Consider the following 20,154-nt stretch of genomic DNA (forward strand, 5'->3'; position numbering starts at 1 on the left):
CACCGTGAGTGGCCCGAGCAGCCCTCACGGCCGCATGCGAACGCGCATTCTACCCGGAATCGTGGGTGAGGAAAGTGGCGTTGTTCCCCGATGCGGGCACGGCGCTGTGAGAGGGCTTGTTTAAAATAAGGGCTTTTGGCGGAACTTCAACCCATCAAAGGCAGAAGTTACTTATTGATTTCATGAGAAAAGCCCTGCCCTTGCAGGGTCTCGGGGCTCACCGGCGCTTTCTGCTAAGATGACGGCTCTGTTACTTAAGGTGTCTAGACATGGCATTTCGCCCTCTTACAGCCCGCGCTCCCGGCGTGTTGCTTCGCGAAGCCAAGCCGCTGAAAGCCATCTTTGGCCACGCGCAACGCCTGGCGCATTTGCAACGCCTGCTCGAAAGCCAGCTGCAACCGGCCGCACGCGAACATTGTCATGTGGCGTCCTGGCGTGAAGGCAACTTGCTATTAATTGTCACTGACGGGCATTGGGCCACCCGCTTGCGTTATCAGCAAAAACGCTTGCAGCGCCAATTGATGGTGTTTGATGAGTTTGCCGGCCTGACGCGCATCCAGTTCAAAGTGCAGCCGCCTGCCGTGCTGCGAAGCCCGGCCGGACATACGATGGACCTGTCGGAACAGGCAGCCGAAACCCTCCAGGCCACCGCCGAAGGGATCAGCGATCCGGGTTTGCGCGCGGCGCTGGAACGGCTGGCCGCCCATGCCAGGCCCAAACCCTGAGCCTTACTTGCGCTTGCTGCCACCCAGCAGCGAGCCCAACAAGCCACGCACCAACTGCCGCCCCATCTGATTGGCGGCCTGCTGCATGGCGGATTTCAGCGCCTTGCCTGCCGTGGTGCCCAGGAATGCACCGGCTTTGTCGGTGAAGCTGGGTTCTTCGGTCGCCGGCTTGGCCTCCTCGGTCGGCCCCAAGTCTTTACGCGCCATCAGCACTTCGTAGGCTGACTCGCGGTCAATCGGCTTGTCATAGCGGCCCTGCAGCGGCGAACTGGCGATCAACGCCGCACGCTCGGCCTCGGTGAGCGGCCCGATCCGCGACTGCGGCGGTGCAACCAATACGCGCTGGACTACCTCCGGCGTGCCTTTTTCCTGCAAGGTACCCACCAACGCCTCACCGGTGCCCAACTCGGTCAGCACCGCCAAGGCATCGAATTCTGGGTTGGGACGGAAACCGTCCGCCACCGCCCGCAGGGATTTTTGCTCTTTGGTGGTGAATGCGCGCAGGCCATGCTGAATACGCAGCCCCAGCTGCGCCAGCACCGTGTCAGGCAAATCCCCCGGAGACTGAGTGACGAAGTACACCCCCACCCCTTTGGAGCGAATCAACCGCACCACCTGCTCCAGACGGTCCTGCAACGCCTTGGGCGTATCGGCGAACAATAGGTGCGCCTCGTCGAAAAACAGCGCCAGCAGCGGCTTTTCGGCATCACCGCGCTCCGGCAACTGCTCGAACAGTTCCGCCAACAGCCACAGCAGGAACGTGGCATAGACCTTCGGTGCGTCATGCACCAGGCGGCTGGCGTCCAGCAAGTGGATACGGCCGCGCCCGTCGCTGGCGGGCTGCAGAATGTCCTCGAGCTGCAGGGCCGGCTCGCCAAACAGGGCTTCGGCACCCTGCTGCTCCAGCACCGCCAGGCGCCGCAACAACGCCTGGCTGGAACCGGTGGTCATCAACGCCGCGTCGTCGCCCAACAGTTCAGGGTGATAACGCAGGTGGTTGAGCAGTGCCTTGAGGTCTTTCAGGTCCAGCAGTAACAAGCCTTCACGGTCGGCCACTTTGAAGGTCGCGTACAGCGCCGATTGTTGGCTGTCGGTGAGTTCCAGCAGGCTGCCGAGCAACAACGGGCCCATTTCGCTGATGGTCGTGCGCAATGGATGACCGGACTGCCCGTGGATATCCCACAACGTAACCGGATAAGCCTTGGGCGTGTAATTCAGGAAGGGCATCCCGGCAATGCGTTCGGCGACTTTGCCCTGGGGATTGGCCGCTGCGCCCAGGCCGCACAGGTCACCCTTGATGTCGGCGGCGAATACTGCCACGCCGGCATCACTGAAGGCTTCCGCCAGGCGCTGCAAAGTGACGGTTTTGCCGGTGCCCGTGGCGCCGGCGATCAACCCATGCCGGTTGGCCAGGCGCATGGGCTGGGCGATGGGCTGGCCGTCTGGGCCGGCACCGATAAGCAGTTGTGTGGAGTCAGGCATTTCGTCACCTTTGGTTAATCTTTAATGCAGCCAGGTCGATACAGACACTGTGAGACCCACAAAATCTAAAAACAGGACAGATATTTCCCACAGAGCCCCCTGGCGCTAGCACTCGAAGTATCACACCTTTTTTTGACGCTGCCATTTTTGCGCATCCCCTAAAGACGCGCCTCGGATATCAAGACCTTAGCGGACCCTACAAGCCATGAATAAAAACCTGCGCTTCAGCCATAAAATTTTGCTTGCAGCCTCCCTTATCGTCATCGCCGCCTTCGCGTTATTTACCCTCTATAACGACTACCTCCAACGCAACGCGATCCGTGACGACCTCGATAACTACCTGCATGAAATGGGCGACGTCACCGCCGGCAGTATTCAGACCTGGCTCACCGGGCGCATCGCCTTGGTAGAAAATGCCGCGCAGAATATTGCCCTCAACCCCGAACCGTCGGTGGTTGCCAGCCTGCTGGAACAGAAAGCGCTGACATCGTCATTCATGGCAACCTACGTCGGCGACAGCCAGGGCACCTTCACCATCCGTCCTGACACCAAGATGCCCGACGGTTTCGACCCGCGCGTTCGCCCTTGGTACAAAGGCGCCCAGACCAGCAACGGCTCGACCTTGACCGAACCCTATATTGACGCGGCAACGGGGCAACTGATTATTTCCATCGCCACCCCGAGTGCCAAGGCCGGCCAGAGCATCGGCGTGGTGGGCGGCGACCTGAGCCTGCAAACCCTGGTGGACAACATTGGCGCGCTGGATTTCGGCGGTATGGGTTACGCATTTCTGGTCAGTGCCGACGGCAAAGTGCTGGTGCACCCGGACAAGGCCCTGGTGATGAAGACCCTGGCTGACGTGTACCCGAAAGACACACCGAAGATCAGCGCTGACTTCAGCGAAGTGCAGGCCAATGGCAAGACCAATATCGTCACCTTCACCCCGATCAAGGGCCTGCCTTCGGTGAACTGGTACCTGGGTATTTCGGTGGATAAAGCCAAGTCGTTCGCCATGCTCAGTGAATTCCGCACCTCGGCGGTCATCGCTACCATCATCGCCGTGGTGATCATCATCGCCTTGCTGGGGATGTTGATCCGTGTGTTGCTGCAACCGCTGCACGTGATGACCCGGGCCATGCAGGACATCGCCGACGGCGAAGGCGATCTGACCCGACGCCTGACCATCCAGAACAACGACGAGTTCGGCACCCTGGGTACTGCGTTCAACCGTTTCGTGGAGCGCATTCATACCTCGATCCGCGAAGTGTCGTCGGCTACCGAGCAAGTCAATGAAGTGGCACTGCGGGTGGTCAGCGCGTCCAACTCGTCGATGGTCAATTCAGACGAACAGGCCAACCGCACCAACAGCGTCGCCGCTGCCATCAACCAACTGGGCGCTGCCGCCCAGGAAATCGCCCGCAACGCGGCGCAAGCCTCCAATCAGGCCAGTGATGCGCGGCATTTGGCCGAAGACGGCCAGCAGGTGGTCGAGCGCAATATCAAGGCAATGACCCAGCTGTCGACCATGATCAGCGCCTCCAGCACCAATATCGAGGCGCTGAACAGCAAGACGGTGAATATCGGCCAGATTCTTGAAGTGATCACCAGTATTTCCCAGCAAACCAACTTGCTCGCGCTCAACGCTGCCATCGAAGCCGCGCGTGCCGGTGAGGCCGGCCGCGGCTTCGCGGTGGTGGCCGATGAGGTGCGCAACCTGGCGCATCGCACCCAGGAATCGGCGCAACAGGTGCAGAAGATGATCGAGGAGTTGCAAGTCGGCGCCCGGGATTCGGTGAGCACCATGAGTGAAAGCCAGCGCCACAGCCAGGACAGCCTGGAGATCGCCAACCTGGCCGGCGAGCGCTTGAACAGTGTGACTCAGCGCATTGGCGAGATCGACGGCATGAACCAGTCCGTGGCCACCGCCACCGAGGAGCAGACCTCGGTGGTGGAGTCGATCAATATGGACATCACTGAAATCAACACCCTCAACCAGGAAGGCGTGGAAAACCTGCAATCGACTCTGCGCGCCTGCTCGGACCTTGAACGGCAAGCCGCACGCTTGAAGCAAATGGTGGGCAGCTTCCGCATCTGAGGCGAATGTGGGAGGGGGCTTGCGCCCTCCCACAGCCAATCTCGATCGAACATCTATCCCTTGCTCAGGTCCACGTAAAGGAGAGCAATGGATCGGAGGGATGTTCATCGTGCATATCGCTGACATAACCATGTTCTACGCCCCGGCCAGCGGTGGCGTACGCACTTATCTGGACGCCAAGCACCGGCGCCTGGCGCTCAAGCCCGGGATTCGCCACAGCCTGTTGGTGCCTGGCGCCCATTTGAGCGAGCGGGACGGGATTTTCGAGGTGCCGGCGCCACCGCTGCCCTTCGGCAAGGGTTACCGCTTCCCCCTACGCTTGGCTCCTTGGCGAAATGTCCTGCACGATTTACAGCCGGATCTGATCGAAGTCGGCGATCCATACCTGACCGCCTGGGCCGCCCTCGACGCACGGCGCCAGCTGGATGTGCCGGTCATCGGTTTTTACCACTCCGATCTACCGCTGCTGGTGCGTAACCGCATGGGCGCCTGGTTTACCCCCAACGTCGAAGCCTATGTCAGCAAACTCTATGGGAATTTTGACCGAGTACTGGCCCCCAGCCAGGTGATGGCCGACAAACTCACCGGGCTTGGGGTGAAAAACGTCTTCGTACAACCTCTGGGCGTCGACCTGCAAACCTTCACCCCCGCCGTGCGCGACCCCGGCCTGCGCGCCGAACTGGGGATTGCTGAAGACACCCGGCTGCTGATTTTCGCCGGGCGTGGTTCCAAGGAGAAAAACCTGCCGGTGCTGCTCAATTGCATGAAACGCCTGGGCGAGGGTTACCACTTGTTGCTGGTCGGCTCCGGCATGCCGGCCAGCGTGCCGGACAACGTCACCGTGGTCGATGGCTTCGTACCGGCCAATCATGTTGCCCGCTTGATGGCCAGCGCCGACGCGTTGTTGCACGCTGGCGACCAGGAAACCTTCGGCCTGGTGATTCTGGAAGCCATGGCCTGTGGTATCCCGGTGGTCGCCGTTGCGGCGGGCGCCTTCACTGAGATCGTCGACGAGCGCTGTGGCCTGCTCTGCGCGCCCAACAACCCCAAGGCGATGGCCGATGCGGTACGCGAACTGTTTGGCGCAGACAGTCGCCGCCTCGGGGAACAGGCTCGGCGCCATGTCGAACAGCAGTATGCGTGGGATGCAGTAGTGGACAGCCTGCTGGGGCATTACCACGCCGTGCTGGGCACGCACAAACCGATGCTCGCCCATGGCTGAACGTTCGGTCATGCTGGTGCTGCACGATGTGGCGCCGAACACCTGGGCCGATTACCGGCCTTTTGTCGAGGCCGTCGATGCCATCGGCAATGTCCCTATCACCTGGCTGGTCGTCCCGGACTTCCATCACCGTAACGCCCTGGGCGCCCACGGTGACTTCCGGCGCCTGCTCGATAACCGCGTGGCAAAGGGCGATGAACTCACCTTGCACGGTTACTACCACTGCGACGAACAACCCCGGCCGCGCACGCCAAAAGAATGGTTCATGCGACGCATCTATACCCATGAGGGCGAGTTCTACCAGTTGTCCGAGGCCGAGGCGTTGCAGCGCCTGAGTGACGGCATTGAGGTATTCCAGCGCAATGATTGGCCGCTGCAAGGGTTTGTCGCACCCGCCTGGTTGATGAGCGAAGGCACCCGGCTGGCGCTGCGCCAGTTACCGCTCGGCTATACCAGCGACCCGCAGCATTTGTATCGGCTGCCTGACTTCACGCGCATTCATGCCCCGGGCCTGGTGTGGAGCGCGCGCAGTGCGTGGCGCCGGGGCCTGTCCAAAGTGCTCAGCGACCGCCGCGAACAGCGCTGGCAGACGGCCCCGGTGATTCGGCTCGGCTTGCACCCCGTGGACATGCGCCACGAGTTTTCCCGCCATTACTGGCTACAAACCCTGCAGCGCCTGCTCGACGACGGACGCACGCCACGGACCAAGGCCGCCTGGCTGTCGACGCTGCCATGCGCCGACTGATCTGGCTGGTGCTGGCGCTGATAGTCGCGCTGGTGATTCCCGTGTGGCTGGGGGGCGGCGAAACCGTTGCGCGCCTGCGGCAGTTCCCCCTGCCCCAGTTACTGGCGATGTTTGCCATGATCATCGGCTGCTGGTTGATCAACAGTCTGCGTTTGCGCTTGTTGCTTGGCGAACAGCGCGGCCGGTTGGGATGGCGTAAAAGCCTGGGCGTGGTGATATCGACCGAGTTCGCCCTGTGCGCAACGCCTGGGGGCAGCGGCGGGCCGCTGACGTTGATGGGCCTGCTGGCACGCAATGGCATACGACCCGCCCACGGCAGCGCGGTGTTCGCCATGGACCAACTGAGCGACTTGCTGTTTTTTCTCTGCGCGCTGGTGGGCATCGTGCTGTATGCGCTGTTCCACAGCCTCAGCCCGCGCCTGGAATGGCTGCTGGGGCTCAGTGCCGTGTCGATGGTGGGTGGCGTCGTTGTTGGCCTGCTGGTGGTGCGCTTTCATCGTCGGCTGATTCGCCTGGCCGGGTTGGCACTCAAGGCCTTGCACGTGCGTGTCAGCACCCGTCGACGCTGGGCTCGCCGGCTGCTGCGCTTCCTCGCGGCATTCAGCCAAACCCTGAAATTGCCCTGGCACACGCTGCTCGAGGTGTTTGCGCTGACCAGCCTGCATTGGCTATTACGCTATAGCGTGTTGTACCTGGCGCTGCGCGGCCTGGGGGGTGATGTGCAGTGGGCCTGGAGTTTCCTGATCCAGATGCTGTCGTTGACCGCAGGGCAATTCAGCCTGTTGCCAGGCGGGGCCGGGGCGGCGGAGTTGACGTCGGTGGCATTGCTGGCGCCCATGGTGGGCAAATCCACGGCGGCGGCGGCGATTCTGATCTGGCGGGCAGTGACCTACTACTTCTATCTGCTGGCCGGTGCGCCAGTGTTTTTGCTGATGGTGGGCAAACCGCTGCTCAAACGTCTTTTTCAGGGACCTCGGGCGGCTTCTCAGGCGCCTGTAACTGCTCCCACAACTGGGCAGCGCCAGGAAAGTCAGTACCATCATCGGCACCCAGCGCGTCCGGGTCGTAGCGACTCAGACACCCCTCGCCCAGGGTAGCCGGTGGCCTGGAAGTCGCCTTATCGAGTGGGTCGGTCATGGTCGCGTCCTGAAATAAAAAGGGCCCGGAGAGTTTTACTCCCGGGCCCCCGCTTATTCAATCAACACGCGTCGATCAGAACACCACGGTCTTGTTGCCGTGCACCAACACGCGATCTTCCAGGTGATAACGCAGGCCGCGCGCCAGCACCATCTTCTCGACGTCACGCCCGAAACGCACCATGTCTTCGATGCTGTCGCTGTGGCTGACGCGTACTACGTCCTGCTCGATGATCGGACCGGCGTCCAGCTCCTCGGTAACGTAGTGGCAGGTCGCTCCGATCAGTTTCACGCCGCGCAGGGACGCCTGGTGATAAGGCTTGGCCCCCACGAACGAAGGCAGGAAGCTGTGGTGAATGTTGATCACCTTGCCGGCGTATTCGCGGCACAGTTCCGGCGGCAGGATCTGCATGTAGCGCGCCAGCACCACCACATCGGCGTCGTGCTGCTTGACCAGGCGTGATACCTCGGCGAACGCGGGCTCCTTGTCCTGCGGGTTGACCGGCACGTGGTAATACGGGATGCCATGCCATTCGACCATGCTGCGCAGGTCATCATGGTTGGAGATCACACAGGCGATCTCGCAATCGAGCTCATCGCTGTGCCAGCGGTGCAGAAGGTCCGCCAGGCAGTGGGATTCACGGCTGGCCATCAGGACGACACGTTTTTTCTGCTCCGTGTCGGTGATGTGCCAGGTCATCGAAAACTCTTCGGCGATCGGCGCAAACGCCTCACGAAAGGCTTCCAGACCAAAAGGCAGTGTATCGGCACGAATTTCGTGACGCATGAAGAACCAACCGCTGAGATCATCCGAGTGATGGCTCGCCTCGGTGATCCAACCGTTATGAGAAGCCAGAAAGTTACTGACCTTGGCAACGATGCCAACCCGGTCCGGGCAAGCAATCACCAGCCGAAAAGTGCGCATTAGGGGGAAACTCCAGAACTTCGCAAAGGCCGCCATTCTAGCGATTGCGCAGAAAAACTGCAGTACTCCTTGCGGCTTATTCTGAGCCCCGGCCGTGGCAACAGCCCTTAATAGCGTAAGGTTTTACCACCGCTATATGTACGTGCACGGCTAAGCTCAGCACTTAGCCGCATTAAGCTGATTATTCTCAGCCACTCACCTGATAATTAACTCGACTGCAGCGCATTGCCACAAACATTCAATGTAATTCACATAAATAGCTGCTTAAATGTTTACTTGGTGAAATTGCCTGACTATTATTGGGCCACTCACCCTGTCAATCAGCGTTCTACATAAGGTAGTCCACATGTCCCTGATCAACGAATACCGCGCCACCGAAGAAGCTATCAAAGAGCTGCAAGCCCGTTTGAAGAACCTGTCGCAAGACGACAAGCTGAAAACCGAGCTGGAATTCGAAGGCAAACTGCGCACCCTGATGGGCGAATACTCAAAATCCCTGCGTGACATCATCGCACTGCTGGATCCGGAATCGAAAGTTAAAGCACCTCGCGGCGCTGTGAAAACTACCGGCACCAAACGTGCTCGCAAGGTCAAGCAATACAAAAACCCGCACAACGGTGAAGTGATTGAAACCAAAGGTGGCAACCACAAGACTCTGAAAGAGTGGAAAGCCAAGTGGGGCGGTGACGTGGTTGAAGGTTGGGCGACCCTGCTGGGCTAAGCCTGGTCGGCGTCACACCCGATACGCGATACATTAAAAACGCCAGCTTGCTGGCGTTTTTTATTGTCTGGATGTTTTGCAGTTATGCAGCTACAGACTCAGGCGAGCCGCTAAAGAGTCGGCATAGTCTTGCCATTCACCCAGTACCTGGCACTGAAACGCTGTCGCATTGTTTTGCAACTCCTGGCGCGCCGCCTTAAATGCCGACAGGGTATTGGGTGCGCCCCACACCGGGTCTGACAAACGTTGCTGACAGAAAAGTCTCCAGCGCTGTTGTTCCTCATTGTTCAAGGTTTCAGGAAAGTTACGCGCGCGGTAGCGAAATAATAATTCCGGCAACCGATGATCATCGAAAGGCCATTGCTGACGCCCTAGTTGCAGCGGCTCTGCCAGGCGAACTTGTTCACATAAGCGTCGGTCACGGTCGCCGATAAAACCCTCGTAGAGCTGCTGCTCCGGATCGGCATTCGGCGCAAATTCCTCCTCGGCGTAAACGCTCGCCAACTTGTCACGCCAAACTTCCTGTGCGTCAGTTAGTCGCAGCGCTCGCGCCTGATAAACGTCCATATCCAGTTGCAACCGCTCGCGATCTTGCGCGCGCAGCACCTTCAAGGGCGCGACGACCGGGCAGCGGTTGATGTGCAGCAACTTCAGGGGTACCGGCAGCTCGCCTTCCGCCAGTTCATCACGCCGCGTATAGAGGCGCTTGCGCAACGTGTCGGCATCCAGTTCGAGCAGGCCCTGCGGGTCGAGCCCCAGGTCACAGACAATCAATGCATTGCGATTGCGCGGATGCCAAGCCAGAGGCAACACCACACCGAGGTAATGGCGCTCGGCGCTGAAGCGTCCGGAAATGTGCACCAGCGGCTGCAACAATCGCACCTGGTCCATCACCCGTTGCTTGCTGCGCAGCTGGAACAGCCATTCATACAGCCTGGGTTGTTTTTCCCGGACCAATCGTGCCAGGGCAATAGTTGCACGCACATCAGACAATGCATCGTGGGCCTGGCCGTGGTCGATGCCATTGGCTTGGGTCAAGCGCTCAAGCTTGAGCGTCACGCGCCCGTCCTGCTCGGGCCACACAATCCCTTCCGGGCGCAGGGCATAGGCGGTACGCATCACATCGATCAGATCCCAGCGGCTGTTGCCGCCTTGCCATTCGCGCGCGTAAGGGTCGAAAAAGTTGCGATACAGACTGTAGCGCGTCATTTCATCGTCAAATCGCAGGGTGTTATAACCCGCGCCGCACGTACCGGGAGCAGACAGTTCGGCATGCACCCGCGTCATGAAATCCGCTTCGGCAAGGCCCTTCTGCGCCAGGACCTGCGGCGTGATACCGGTGATCGCACACGCCGCCGGGTGAGGCAGGATATCGTCGCCGGGCTGGCAATAAAGATTGATCGGCGAACCGACCTCGTTGAGCTCGAGGTCGGTACGAATGCCGGCCACCTGCAGCGGGCGATCGCTGCGTGGGTTGATCCCGGTGGTTTCGTAGTCGTACCAGAAAATGGAGGTCACGGGCTGTTCCTGTGCTGAAGACCGGCAAAGTCTAGGCGCTGCGAGGTGTCAGGGGCCAGCGATACCTTACTGGACAAACATCCAGCAAAAGCTTGAAGGGTTGCTTCCAGCCTCGACACTGCTAGCATCCGTCTCTCTCAGTCGCTTCGCACTGCCAAGGATCGCAATGCCAACAGCTCCTCTGGATACCTGCTACCAGATCGAGACCCCCGAGGGTATCGACCTGCCCTTGCGCCCTGCCGGCCTGCTGCCAAGGGCCGTGGCCTTTGCCTTCGACCTGCTCGTGCGCGGCGTGATCATGAGCGTTCTGCTGGTGCCCCTGGCGCTGCTTGGCAACCTCGGGCTCGGCTTGGGCTCCCTGCTGCTGTTCCTGGTCAGCTGGTGGTACATGGTGCTGTTCGAAGTGTTCAATCAGGGCTGCTCTCCCGGCAAGCAGGTCATGGGCTTGCGGGTGGTACAGGACGACGGCACCCCCATTGGCTGGTCGGCGTCGCTGATCCGCAACCTGCTGCGCTTTGTCGACATGCTGCCCTTCGGCTACTTCTTCGGCGCCATCAGTTGCCTGCAACATCCACACTTCAAGCGGCTCGGCGACCTGGCAGCGGGTACGCTGGTGGTCTACCGTGATCAGGCGTCGGCCCGCCCGCGCATCCCCCAGGCAGCCGCCCTGCGCCTGCCCTTCGCACTGGAGCTGAGCGAACAGCGGGCCATACTCGGTTTCGCCGAACGCCAGGCTGAATTGTCTGCCGAGCGGGTCCATGAACTGGCTGCCATCCTCGCCGCGCCCTTGCAGGTGTCTCCGGCTCGCGCCGTGGAGCAACTCAACGGTGTGGCCCACGGTTTGTTGGGGCCGACATGAAGCAGAGCCTTTTTGAAAGCCGCCACCAGCAGCAATGGCAAACCTTCGCCGAACTGCTCAAACAGGTAGAGCAAGGCAAAGCCTGCGAGGCAACCGACTTCCCTTATCAATACCGCCGCCTCTGCCAACATCTGGCCCTGGCCCAGGCACGCGGCTATAGCAGCTACCTGGTAGACCACCTGCAACAACTGGCGCTGCGCGGTCACCAACAACTGTATCGCCATCGCAGTCAAACGACAGCCAACGTACTGGCGTTCATCCTCGCCGGTTTCCCGCGCCTGGTGCGCGAACAATGGCGCTTCGTACTGATTTCCAGTTTGCTGTTCTTCGGTAGCCTGCTCGGCATAGCGTTATTGGTGTACCTGTTCCCCAACCTGATCTACAGCATCGTCAGCCCGCAACAAGTGGCCGAGATGCAAAGCATGTACGACCCTGCCGCCAGCCGTCTGGGGCGTGCGGCCGAACGGGCCTCCAGCGAAGATTGGATGATGTTTGGCTATTACGTGATGCACAACATCGGCATCGCCTTCCAGACCTTCGCCGCCGGCTTGCTGTTCGGCCTGGGCAGCGTGTTCTTCCTGGTATTCAACGGCTTGATCATCGGCGCGGTCTGCGGGCATCTCAGTGAAATCGGCTACGGCCAGACGTTCTGGTCTTTCGTGATCGGTCATGGCGCCTTCGAACTCAGCGCCATCGCACTGGCCGGTGCGGCAGGCCTGCAACTGGGCTGGTCGCTGATCGCGCCTGGGCCCCTGGCACGTAGCGAATCCCTGCGCCTGGCGGCCCGCAAAAGCGTGCAGATGCTGTGCGGGGTCATGCTATTGCTGCTGATCGCAGCATTCATCGAAGCCTACTGGTCATCCACCACGAGCATTGCGCCCTGGATCAAATACCTCGTGGGCAGCGCACTTTGGCTGTTCGTGGCCGCCTACCTGATCTTCGCCGGCAGGACTCGCCATGCGCCTGACTGACTCCAGCGTGGTCATCCGCCCCCGCACCTCCTGGGAAGCCTTGGACCTCGGCGTACTGATGGCCCGGGAACATCGTGTATTGCTGATGAGCAGCTGGGCGCTGGTCAGCCTGCCGGTGTTCGTGCTGCTCAGTGCGCTGCTGTGGCAGTACCCGTCCTACGCCATCTTCTTGTTCTGGTGGCTGAAGCCGGCCTTCGAGCGCTTGCCGCTGTACATTCTTTCCAAAACGCTGTTTGGTGAGACGCCCAGTCTGAAACAGTCCGTTCGCCAGTGGCCGCGCCTGCTCAAGGGGCAACTGCTCGCCAGCCTCACCTGGCGCCGGCTGAGCCTGAGCCGCAGCTTCGTGATGCCCGTGAGCCAGCTTGAAGGCCTGGAGGGTCAAGCGCGTCAACAGCGCCTGGGCGTACTGCAACAGCGCAACGCGGGTGGCGCGCGCTGGCTGACGATCATCGGGGTGCACCTGGAAATCGGCCTGTGGTTCGGTTGCATGGCGCTGTTCTATCTATTCATCCCGGAGCAGGTCGAACTGGATTGGGACTGGCAGCGGCTGGCATTGGCGACCGGCCCGCAGGGGCTATGGCTGGAGCACCTGAGTAATGCCTTCTATGCGCTGATCCTGGTGTTCTGGGAACCCATCTACGTCGCCTGCGGTTTCAGTCTGTATCTCAACCGTCGCACCGTCCTGGAGGCTTGGGACCTGGAGCTGGTGTTTCGCCGATTGCGCCAACGCCTGAGCAGTGTCGCACCGCTGTTGCTGCTGGTCGTCGGGCTGACGCTGGCGCAACTGAGCCCAACGGCGATGGCGGATGAACCGGCTGATCCAAAGCCGCTCAGCACCCAGGCGGCCAGCCAATCGATCAAGGCATTACTGGAAAAACCGCCGTTCAAGAATCCGCAAACCGTCACCCGCTATCGTTTTGGCGAAGAAAAACCCGCCACTGACCCCAAAGCCCAGGGCGGCGACGGTAAGCTACCTGGCTGGCTCCAGCACTTGCTCGACAACCTCAACAGCAACACCTTCAAGCACGTGGCCCAAGGCCTGGAGATACTGCTATGGGGCTTGCTGATCGGCGGGTTGGCCTGGGTGGTGTGGCGCTACCGTGAATGGCTGCGCACGTTTGTCAGCCGCAGGCGGCGACATCGCCCCAACGCCGCAAAACCTGCGCCTGCCCAGTTGTTCGGGTTGGAGCTGGGGGTCGAGACGCTGCCCGACGACATCGCCAGCACCGCCGAACAGTTGTGGCCCACCCAACCGAGGGAAGCCCTTGGCCTGCTGTATCGCGGCCTGCTCAGCCGGCTGCTGCATGAGTTCAACCTGCCGCTCAAAAGTGCCGACACCGAGGGCCAGGTACTGGAGCGCGTCCATCAGTTGCAGCAACCGCAGTTGCTGGCATTCAGTCACGAATTGACCCGGCACTGGCAAAACCTCGCCTATGGCCACCGGCTGCCTCCCGGCGCAGCCCAGCAAAAGCTCTGCAGCGACTGGCGCGCACTCTTCAGTGGCGGGGCCAGCCAATGAAGCGACCCTTACTGTGGATGGCCCTGCTGCTGGCTTGCCTATTGGGAATGGGCGGTCTGTATGCCTGGCACAAGGCAATTCCCTATGAGGAGGTTGTAGATCACGGCCCGGCGCCGGACGCGCTGGCTAATCCTTACCTCGCGGCCGAGCATTTCCTGGGCCAGCAAGGTTTGACGGTAGCGCATGCCAACGGCCTTGAGCGGCTTGCCGACCTGCCTGCACCAGGCCATAGCCTGCTGTTGCTGGGAGAACGCGGCAACATGACCCCACGCCAGGTCGAACAGTTGCTGGCCTGGGCCGAAGCCGGGGGCCACCTGCTACTGGTGGCCGAGGCGTTATGGGATGAAGAAACCGGCAAAAGCGGCGACCTGCTGCTTGATCGTCTCGAGCTTCGCCAGGCCTTGAGTGATGACTTCGACGAGCCGGCGCCACCGCGCAAAAAGCGCGCGCCAGACCTCACCAAACTGTATGTCGACAATGAAACCAAACCTGCGTATTTCAGTTTCGACACCGACTTCAACCTTACCGACCCCAGGCACCTTGCGCAGTTTTCAGCCAACAGCGCCAAGTCCAGCCACCTGATGCAACTGGACCTGGGGCTGGGCCGCGTCACGGTGATCACCGACAGCGACCTGTGGAAAACCCCGAGCATCGGCAAACACGACAACGCCTGGCTGCTGTGGTACTTGAACCAGGGTACCGACGTCACTTTGCTGTTCAACAGCGACGTGGACAACCTGCTTACCCTGCTGATCCGTTACTTCCCCCAGGCCCTCGTCGCGCTTGTTGCACTGGTTGCCCTGGCACTCTGGCACGCCGGTATGCGCCAGGGCCCGATCCGGGCGCCCGCGCCCAAGGCGCGTCGACAGCTGCAGGAGCATTTGCGCGCCAGCGCCGACTTCCTGCTACGCCGCAACGGCCAGGGCGCATTGCTGCAGGCCTTGCAGCACGACCTCCTGCGCACCGCCCGGCGACGCCACCCCGGCTTTGAACACCTCGACACGGCGGAACAATGCCAGGTTCTGGCACTTCTGACGCGACAGCCTTCCCCTATCATCAGCCAGGCACTCGGCGCACCTGCGCTGAAACGGCTGTCCAGCGCCGACTTCAGCCGACAGGTGGCGTGCCTGCAAACCCTCAGGAATGCCCTATGAGCGATTCTCCACTGGCCACTGCCCTGACCGCAGAAAAAACCTTTGAATACGCCAGCCAACAGGCCCAGGCCCTGCGCGTTGAATTGCGCAAGGCAGTCATTGGCCAGGACGCGGTGATCGATGACGTACTCACCGCATTGATTGCCGGTGGCCATGTTTTGCTCGAGGGCGTACCCGGCCTTGGCAAAACGTTGCTGGTGCGTGCGTTGGCCCGTTGTTTTGGCGGTGATTTCGCACGCATCCAGTTCACCCCGGACCTGATGCCCAGCGATGTCACCGGCCACGCGGTGTACGACCTGCAGACCGAACAGTTCAAGCTGCGCAAGGGGCCGTTATTCACTCACCTGCTGCTCGCCGACGAAATCAACCGCGCCCCGGCCAAAACCCAGGCGGCACTGCTCGAAGCCATGCAGGAGCGCCAGGTCACGCTGGAGGGCGAGGCATTGCCCATCGGCGAGCCGTTCATGGTGCTGGCCACCCAGAACCCCATCGAGCAGGAAGGCACCTACCCATTGCCCGAAGCCGAGCTGGACCGCTTCATGCTCAAGGTGCGCATGGACTATCCCGAGGCGCAACAGGAAGTGGATATGGTGCGCGAAGTGACCCGCTCGTCCAGGGCCGACATGCTCGATGTGCAGCCTTTGCGCACCGTGCTGCAAGCCGAGGACGTGGTGCAGATGCAGCAGATTGCCAGCGGCATGCCTCTGGATGAACAGGTCCTCGACTATGCCGTGCGCCTGGCGCGGGCGACGCGCAGTTGGCCAGGCTTGACCATCGGTGCCGGTCCACGAGCGTCTATCGCCCTGGTTCGCGGCGCCCGTGCGCGGGCGCTGTTGCGCGGCGGCGAATTCGTGATCCCGGATGACGTCAAGAGTTGCGCCCTGGCGGTACTGCGTCACCGAGTGCGTCTGTCGCCGGAGCTGGATATCGATGGTTTGGAGGTGGACCAGGTGATCAAGCAGTTGCTCGACCAGATCGCGGCCCCCAGGCAGTAACGCCGGCATGAAACCGACCCGTCTGCTCCTGACCTGGCTGGGTGTTCTGCTGACTCTCAATATTCTGCTGGGCGCGTCGGCGGCGTTGCAGTTCAAGGTGCCCGATACCTTGCACGCAATCGCCTGGGGCCTGCTGTTGGCCCTGCTGTTACTGGCGATACTGGATGCCATGCGCTTGCGCCGCCGCCCTTCGGCCCGTATACAGCGGATGTTGCCCGGTAGCCTGGCGCTGGGGCGCTGGGGAGAAGTGCGCCTGTCACTGGAACACGATTATCCACAGCCGCTGACCGTGCTGGTGTTCGATCACGTGCCCGAAGGACTGGTAGTGGATAACCTGCCGCAATCCATCTCACTGCGCCCCGGTGAGCGCGGCGAGTTGGGCTATCGCGTGCGCCCCCTGCGACGTGGGCATTTCAGTTTCAGCCGCTGCGAAATCCACTTGCCCAGCCCCTTGGGGCTGTGGTCGGCGCGGCGCTGGATCGAAGCCTCGGATGCCACCCGCGTGTACCCGGATTTCGCGCGTTTATCCGGTGCCCGGTTGCAGGGTGTGGATAACTGGCTGAGCCAACTGGGTGTACGTCAGCACCAGCGGCGCGGACCAGGCCTGGAATTTCATCAATTACGCGAATTTCGCGACGGTGACAGCCTGCGTCAGATCGACTGGAAAGCCACGGCACGCCAGCGCACGCCGATTGCCCGCGAGTATGAGGATGAGCGCGACCAGCAGATTGTATTCATGCTCGATTGCGGCCGACGCATGCGCAGCCAGGACGACGAGTTGTCCCACTTCGACCACGCGCTGGACGCCTGCCTGTTGCTGAGTTATGTCGCCTTGCGCCAAGGCGATGCAGTCGGGCTCTGTACCTTTGCCAGCGACCAGCCGCGTTACCTGGCGCCGGTCAAGGGCAGCGGCCAATTGAACGTCTTGCTCAATACAGTCTATGACCTGGAAAGCACACGCCAGACCGCTGACTATGAGGCCGCCGCCAGCCAATTGCTGGCTCGGCAAAAGCGCCGCGCCTTGGTGATCGTGGTGACCAACCTGCGCGATGAAGACGATGCAGCACTGATGAGTGCCATCAAGCGGATCGGTCGACACCATCGGGTACTGGTCGCCAGTCTGCGAGAGGAAGTACTCGACCAACTGCGCCAGGCCCCGGTACAAACCCTACCCGAAGCACTGGCTTACAGCGGCGCGGTTGACTACCTCAACATGCGCAACCAGCTGCATGATCGCCTGGGCGCTCATGGGTTGTCGGTGTTGGATAGCCTGCCATCGGAGTTGGGCGCCGCGTTGGTGACACGTTACCTGCACTGGAAAAAAGCCGGGGTGTTCTGACGGCAAGCGCACGGCCACGGTAGGCACAGGTCCCCATGGCCGACTGCACATGATAGTCAAACGGGTGCCTGTAAAGGATCGAAACTGAAGTAATGCAACAAGGCGCTGATCAGCTGCGCGTATTCTTCGCACGCCTGACGCACGCGGAACCCCGAGTCGTAATGCTGCGGGTTGACATCTTCACGGCTCCACAAACAGGTTGCGGTGAGGTCAACAGCCTGGAACTCGCCGTCCGGCCCTGGAATCTTCAGGCGCAGCTCAAAATCTGCGCCGATCATCATTGGTAGCTGGCTGATCAGCATCAGCCCTTCTTCAGAAACGTCGCCCAGATAGCCGATTGGCTTGTCCGTAAGCCGATTGAACACCTGCAGGAAATAAGGTAGCTGATGCCGTTCGATCCGTCGTTCGATAAACATGGTGAGGTCGCCATCCAATAAAGCCAGTGATTCGGAACAAGCCCATCGCTCGCTCTCCCTGGATATCGGTGTGACAAGAAATCGTTGCCACGAGACAGCTGCCGAATCCGGGCATTACATTCTTTTGAACAGAAAGTTGTACAAACATCTATTCAAAGAATAACCCAAGACTGGAAAGAGGCCAGTTATGAAGCGACGAATACCCTCATAAAGACGCCGGCCGTGGTTGCGCTGCGGTCACGCCAGAGAAATGCCCCAGCTGGCGCAGGGTATCGAGCCGGGCTTGGGCTCGGTAAGCGTACTCGCTTGATGGGTATTGGCTGATGATGAATTGGTAGGTTTGCGCAGCATCGACGAACAGTTTCTGGCGCTCCAGGCACTGCCCGCGCAACATCGAAACCTCGGGCTGCACATAGCGGCGGGTGCGGCTTTCACGGTCTACCTGGGACAATTCCAGGGTAACCCGTGCGCAGTCACCCACCCCATAGGCGCGGTAAGCGTTGTTCAAATGATGGTCCATCGACCAGCGGGTGCAGCCGACAACACTGACGGCCAGGGCAGCAACGAGCAAAATTCGCATGGGGGTTCTCCTGTCTTGTGCAGTGTATCGACCTATCGTCCAAAATCTTCAAGGGCGTTCACCTTTGCACCGCAGCAAAAACAAGCCGATCGTCGATAAGTAGTGCAAACGAACAATGACTACAACGAAAGAGCATAGTAGCCTTCCCCAGCGCTTGAACTCAGGAGTCTGTGCATGTCCGTCCGTCGTACCAAAATCGTCGCCACCCTTGGCCCGGCCAGCAACTCGCCGGAAGTCCTCGAACAGCTGATTCTGGCTGGTTTGGACGTTGCCCGTCTGAACTTCTCCCACGGCACCCCGGACGAGCACAAGGCTCGCGCCAAGCTGGTGCGGGACCTGGCTGCCAAACACGGCCGCTTCGTGGCGTTGCTGGGTGACCTGCAAGGCCCGAAGATCCGTATCGCCAAATTCGCCAACAAGCGGATCGAGCTGAAGATCGGTGACAAATTCACCTTCTCCACCAGCCATCCGTTGACCGAAGGCACCCAGGACGTCGTAGGCATCGACTATCCGGATCTGGTCAAGGACTGCGGCGTCGGCGACGAACTGCTGCTGGACGACGGTCGCGTGGTGATGCGCGTCGACACCGCTACCCCGACCGAACTGCATTGCACCGTGATCATCGGCGGCCCGCTGTCCGACCACAAAGGCATCAACCGTCGCGGCGGTGGCCTGACGGCACCGGCCCTGACTGAAAAAGACAAGGCCGACATCAAGCTCGCCGCCGAAATGGAAGTGGACTACCTCGCCGTGTCCTTCCCGCGCGACGCCGCCGACATGGAATACGCACGTAAACTGCGCGACGAAGCCGGTGGTACCGCCTGGCTGGTGGCCAAGATCGAACGTGCCGAAGCCGTGGCTGATGACGAAACCCTGGATGGCCTGATCAAGGCTTCCGACGCCGTCATGGTTGCCCGTGGCGACCTGGGCGTGGAAATCGGCGATGCCGAGCTGATCGGTATCCAGAAGAAGATCATCCTGCACGCACGCCGCCACAACAAAGCGGTGATCGTTGCGACCCAGATGATGGAGTCGATGATCCAGAACCCGATGCCGACCCGCGCCGAAGTGTCCGACGTGGCCAACGCCGTGCTCGACTACACCGACGCCGTGATGCTCTCGGCTGAAAGTGCCGCTGGCCCGTACCCGCTGGAGGCCGTCCAGGCCATGGCGCGTATCTGCGTCGGTGCCGAGAAGCACCCCACCAGCAAGACCTCCAGCCACCGCATCGGCAAGGTCTTCGAAAGCTGCGACCAGAGCATCGCGTTGGCCGCCATGTACACCGCCAACCACTTCCCGGGCGTTAAAGCGATCATCGCCTTGACTGAAAGTGGTTATACGCCGCTGATCATGTCGCGCATCCGCTCGTCGGTGCCGATCTACGCGTTCACCCCCACCGCGAAGCCCAGGCCCGTGCGGCGCTGTTCCGTGGCGTGTACACCATTCCGTTCGATCCGGCTTCGCTGGCCCCGAACGAAGTCAGCCAGAAAGCTATCGACGAGCTGGTCAAACGCGGCGTCGTCGAGAAAGGTGACTGGGTCATCCTGACCAAGGGCGACAGCTATCACACCACCGGCGGCACCAATGGCATGAAGATCCTGCACGTGGGCGACCCGCAGTTCTGAGTGACACGCTGAAAAAACAAAAGCCCTGCCATGAGAATGGCGGGGCTTTTTTGCATTTCAAATGCCGGTTGAGGTGTTGAACCCTCAGGCCTCATCGGGGGCAAGCCCCCTCCCACAGTTAATCGCG

The 20,154-nt window shown here is 60.9% G+C and carries 17 protein-coding genes and 2 pseudogenes; 14 read left to right on the forward strand and 5 right to left on the reverse strand.

Features of this window, described 5'->3' with window-relative positions; all coding sequences use genetic code 11:
• Window positions 1-269: 269 nt before the first annotated feature.
• The gene (locus C4J91_RS21770; protein WP_124364197.1) at window positions 270-725 is read left to right on the forward strand and encodes a DUF721 domain-containing protein; all 456 of its coding nucleotides are present in this window, start codon (window positions 270-272) and stop codon (window positions 723-725) included.
• A gap of 3 nt (window positions 726-728) precedes the next feature.
• On the opposite strand, the gene C4J91_RS21775 is transcribed toward C4J91_RS21770, so the two are convergent.
• Entirely contained in the window at window positions 729-2,207 is a 1,479-nt protein-coding gene (locus tag C4J91_RS21775) for a helicase HerA-like domain-containing protein (protein WP_124364198.1), read from the reverse strand.
• Window positions 2,208-2,556: 349 nt separating this feature from the next.
• Here C4J91_RS21775 and C4J91_RS28195 point away from each other — a divergent pair.
• The 5 genes and pseudogenes from C4J91_RS28195 to C4J91_RS21795 all read left to right on the forward strand — a co-directional run.
• Window positions 2,557-3,396: pseudogene (locus C4J91_RS28195) on the forward strand (cache and HAMP domain-containing protein); the annotation flags it as partial.
• A 141-nt stretch (window positions 3,397-3,537) separates the two neighbouring features.
• Window positions 3,538-4,302: a methyl-accepting chemotaxis protein gene (locus C4J91_RS28200; RefSeq protein WP_372237509.1), complete on the forward strand. Its 765-nt coding sequence runs from the start codon at window positions 3,538-3,540 to the stop codon at window positions 4,300-4,302.
• A 109-nt stretch (window positions 4,303-4,411) separates the two neighbouring features.
• Entirely contained in the window at window positions 4,412-5,524 is a 1,113-nt protein-coding gene (locus tag C4J91_RS21785) for a glycosyltransferase family 1 protein (protein WP_164484595.1), read from the forward strand.
• On the forward strand, window positions 5,517-6,269 hold the full coding sequence (locus tag C4J91_RS21790) for a DUF2334 domain-containing protein (protein ID WP_124364201.1): 753 nt from the start codon (window positions 5,517-5,519) through the stop codon (window positions 6,267-6,269). Before C4J91_RS21785 ends, C4J91_RS21790 begins: the two co-directional genes overlap by 8 nt.
• The gene (locus C4J91_RS21795) at window positions 6,257-7,366 is read left to right on the forward strand and encodes a lysylphosphatidylglycerol synthase transmembrane domain-containing protein (protein ID WP_124364202.1); all 1,110 of its coding nucleotides are present in this window, start codon (window positions 6,257-6,259) and stop codon (window positions 7,364-7,366) included. Before C4J91_RS21790 ends, C4J91_RS21795 begins: the two co-directional genes overlap by 13 nt.
• A gap of 115 nt (window positions 7,367-7,481) precedes the next feature.
• On the opposite strand, the gene purU is transcribed toward C4J91_RS21795, so the two are convergent.
• Window positions 7,482-8,330 carry a formyltetrahydrofolate deformylase gene (gene purU / locus C4J91_RS21800; protein WP_019821236.1) on the reverse strand — a complete coding sequence of 283 codons (849 nt, stop codon included), beginning with the start codon at window positions 8,328-8,330 and terminating at the stop codon, window positions 7,482-7,484.
• 346 nt (window positions 8,331-8,676) lie between these two features.
• On the opposite strand from purU, the gene mvaT reads away from it, so the two are divergent.
• Complete coding sequence (mvaT, locus tag C4J91_RS21805; protein WP_003175830.1) at window positions 8,677-9,051, forward strand: histone-like nucleoid-structuring protein MvaT; 375 nt, start codon at window positions 8,677-8,679, stop codon at window positions 9,049-9,051.
• A 90-nt stretch (window positions 9,052-9,141) separates the two neighbouring features.
• Here mvaT and sbcB read toward each other — a convergent pair whose 3' ends face one another.
• Window positions 9,142-10,569 carry an exodeoxyribonuclease I gene (sbcB, locus tag C4J91_RS21810; protein ID WP_124364203.1) on the reverse strand — a complete coding sequence of 476 codons (1,428 nt, stop codon included), beginning with the start codon at window positions 10,567-10,569 and terminating at the stop codon, window positions 9,142-9,144.
• A 166-nt stretch (window positions 10,570-10,735) separates the two neighbouring features.
• Between sbcB and C4J91_RS21815 the strand changes: the two genes are divergently transcribed.
• The 6 genes from C4J91_RS21815 to C4J91_RS21840 are packed head-to-tail and all read left to right on the forward strand — an operon-like array spanning window position 10,736 to window position 17,406.
• Window positions 10,736-11,428, forward strand: a complete 693-nt coding sequence (locus C4J91_RS21815; RefSeq protein ID WP_124364204.1) for an RDD family protein — start codon at window positions 10,736-10,738, stop codon at window positions 11,426-11,428.
• The gene (locus C4J91_RS21820; RefSeq protein ID WP_124364205.1) at window positions 11,425-12,399 is read left to right on the forward strand and encodes a stage II sporulation protein M; all 975 of its coding nucleotides are present in this window, start codon (window positions 11,425-11,427) and stop codon (window positions 12,397-12,399) included. The genes C4J91_RS21815 and C4J91_RS21820 overlap by 4 nt, the downstream gene beginning before the upstream one ends.
• Window positions 12,386-13,918, forward strand: a complete 1,533-nt coding sequence (locus C4J91_RS21825; protein WP_124364206.1) for a DUF4129 domain-containing protein — start codon at window positions 12,386-12,388, stop codon at window positions 13,916-13,918. Before C4J91_RS21820 ends, C4J91_RS21825 begins: the two co-directional genes overlap by 14 nt.
• The gene (locus C4J91_RS21830) at window positions 13,915-15,072 is read left to right on the forward strand and encodes a DUF4350 domain-containing protein (RefSeq protein WP_124364207.1); all 1,158 of its coding nucleotides are present in this window, start codon (window positions 13,915-13,917) and stop codon (window positions 15,070-15,072) included. Before C4J91_RS21825 ends, C4J91_RS21830 begins: the two co-directional genes overlap by 4 nt.
• Window positions 15,069-16,067 (forward strand): MoxR family ATPase, encoded by a 999-nt coding sequence (locus C4J91_RS21835; protein ID WP_124364208.1) that lies wholly within the window; start codon window positions 15,069-15,071, stop codon window positions 16,065-16,067. The genes C4J91_RS21830 and C4J91_RS21835 overlap by 4 nt, the downstream gene beginning before the upstream one ends.
• Before the next feature lie 7 nt (window positions 16,068-16,074).
• A complete protein-coding gene (locus C4J91_RS21840; protein ID WP_124364209.1) occupies window positions 16,075-17,406 on the forward strand; it encodes a DUF58 domain-containing protein in 1,332 nt (443 codons plus the stop codon).
• A gap of 56 nt (window positions 17,407-17,462) precedes the next feature.
• Here C4J91_RS21840 and C4J91_RS21845 read toward each other — a convergent pair whose 3' ends face one another.
• Entirely contained in the window at window positions 17,463-17,822 is a 360-nt protein-coding gene (locus C4J91_RS21845) for a PilZ domain-containing protein (RefSeq protein WP_124364210.1), read from the reverse strand.
• Window positions 17,823-18,027: 205 nt separating this feature from the next.
• Complete coding sequence (locus C4J91_RS21850; RefSeq protein ID WP_124364211.1) at window positions 18,028-18,402, reverse strand: tol-pal system YbgF family protein; 375 nt, start codon at window positions 18,400-18,402, stop codon at window positions 18,028-18,030.
• A 174-nt stretch (window positions 18,403-18,576) separates the two neighbouring features.
• Between C4J91_RS21850 and pyk the strand changes: the two are divergent.
• A pseudogene (pyk, locus tag C4J91_RS21855) lies at window positions 18,577-20,027 on the forward strand (pyruvate kinase).
• Window positions 20,028-20,154: the final 127 nt, after the last annotated feature.

The organism is Pseudomonas sp. R3-52-08 (assembly GCF_003851745.1).
Classification (GTDB): Bacteria; Pseudomonadota; Gammaproteobacteria; order Pseudomonadales; family Pseudomonadaceae; genus Aquipseudomonas.

Excerpts from the sequence above, each read along its gene's own strand:
- C4J91_RS21825 (WP_124364206.1), top strand. The coding sequence starts at position 12,386 with ATGCGCCTGACTGACTCCAGCGTGGTCATCCGCCCCCGCACCTCCTGG.
- C4J91_RS21795 (WP_124364202.1), top strand. The coding sequence starts at position 6,257 with ATGCGCCGACTGATCTGGCTGGTGCTGGCGCTGATAGTCGCGCTGGTG.
- C4J91_RS21830 (WP_124364207.1), top strand. The coding sequence starts at position 13,915 with ATGAAGCGACCCTTACTGTGGATGGCCCTGCTGCTGGCTTGCCTATTG.
- C4J91_RS21790 (WP_124364201.1), top strand. The coding sequence starts at position 5,517 with ATGGCTGAACGTTCGGTCATGCTGGTGCTGCACGATGTGGCGCCGAAC.
- mvaT (WP_003175830.1), top strand. The coding sequence starts at position 8,677 with ATGTCCCTGATCAACGAATACCGCGCCACCGAAGAAGCTATCAAAGAG.
- purU (WP_019821236.1), bottom strand. The coding sequence starts at position 8,330 with ATGCGCACTTTTCGGCTGGTGATTGCTTGCCCGGACCGGGTTGGCATC.
- C4J91_RS28200 (WP_372237509.1), top strand. The coding sequence starts at position 3,538 with ATGGTCAATTCAGACGAACAGGCCAACCGCACCAACAGCGTCGCCGCT.
- C4J91_RS21850 (WP_124364211.1), bottom strand. The coding sequence starts at position 18,402 with ATGCGAATTTTGCTCGTTGCTGCCCTGGCCGTCAGTGTTGTCGGCTGC.
- C4J91_RS21770 (WP_124364197.1), top strand. The coding sequence starts at position 270 with ATGGCATTTCGCCCTCTTACAGCCCGCGCTCCCGGCGTGTTGCTTCGC.
- C4J91_RS21835 (WP_124364208.1), top strand. The coding sequence starts at position 15,069 with ATGAGCGATTCTCCACTGGCCACTGCCCTGACCGCAGAAAAAACCTTT.
- C4J91_RS21840 (WP_124364209.1), top strand. The coding sequence starts at position 16,075 with ATGAAACCGACCCGTCTGCTCCTGACCTGGCTGGGTGTTCTGCTGACT.
- C4J91_RS21815 (WP_124364204.1), top strand. The coding sequence starts at position 10,736 with ATGCCAACAGCTCCTCTGGATACCTGCTACCAGATCGAGACCCCCGAG.
- C4J91_RS21845 (WP_124364210.1), bottom strand. The coding sequence starts at position 17,822 with ATGTTTATCGAACGACGGATCGAACGGCATCAGCTACCTTATTTCCTG.
- C4J91_RS21775 (WP_124364198.1), bottom strand. The coding sequence starts at position 2,207 with ATGCCTGACTCCACACAACTGCTTATCGGTGCCGGCCCAGACGGCCAG.
- C4J91_RS21820 (WP_124364205.1), top strand. The coding sequence starts at position 11,425 with ATGAAGCAGAGCCTTTTTGAAAGCCGCCACCAGCAGCAATGGCAAACC.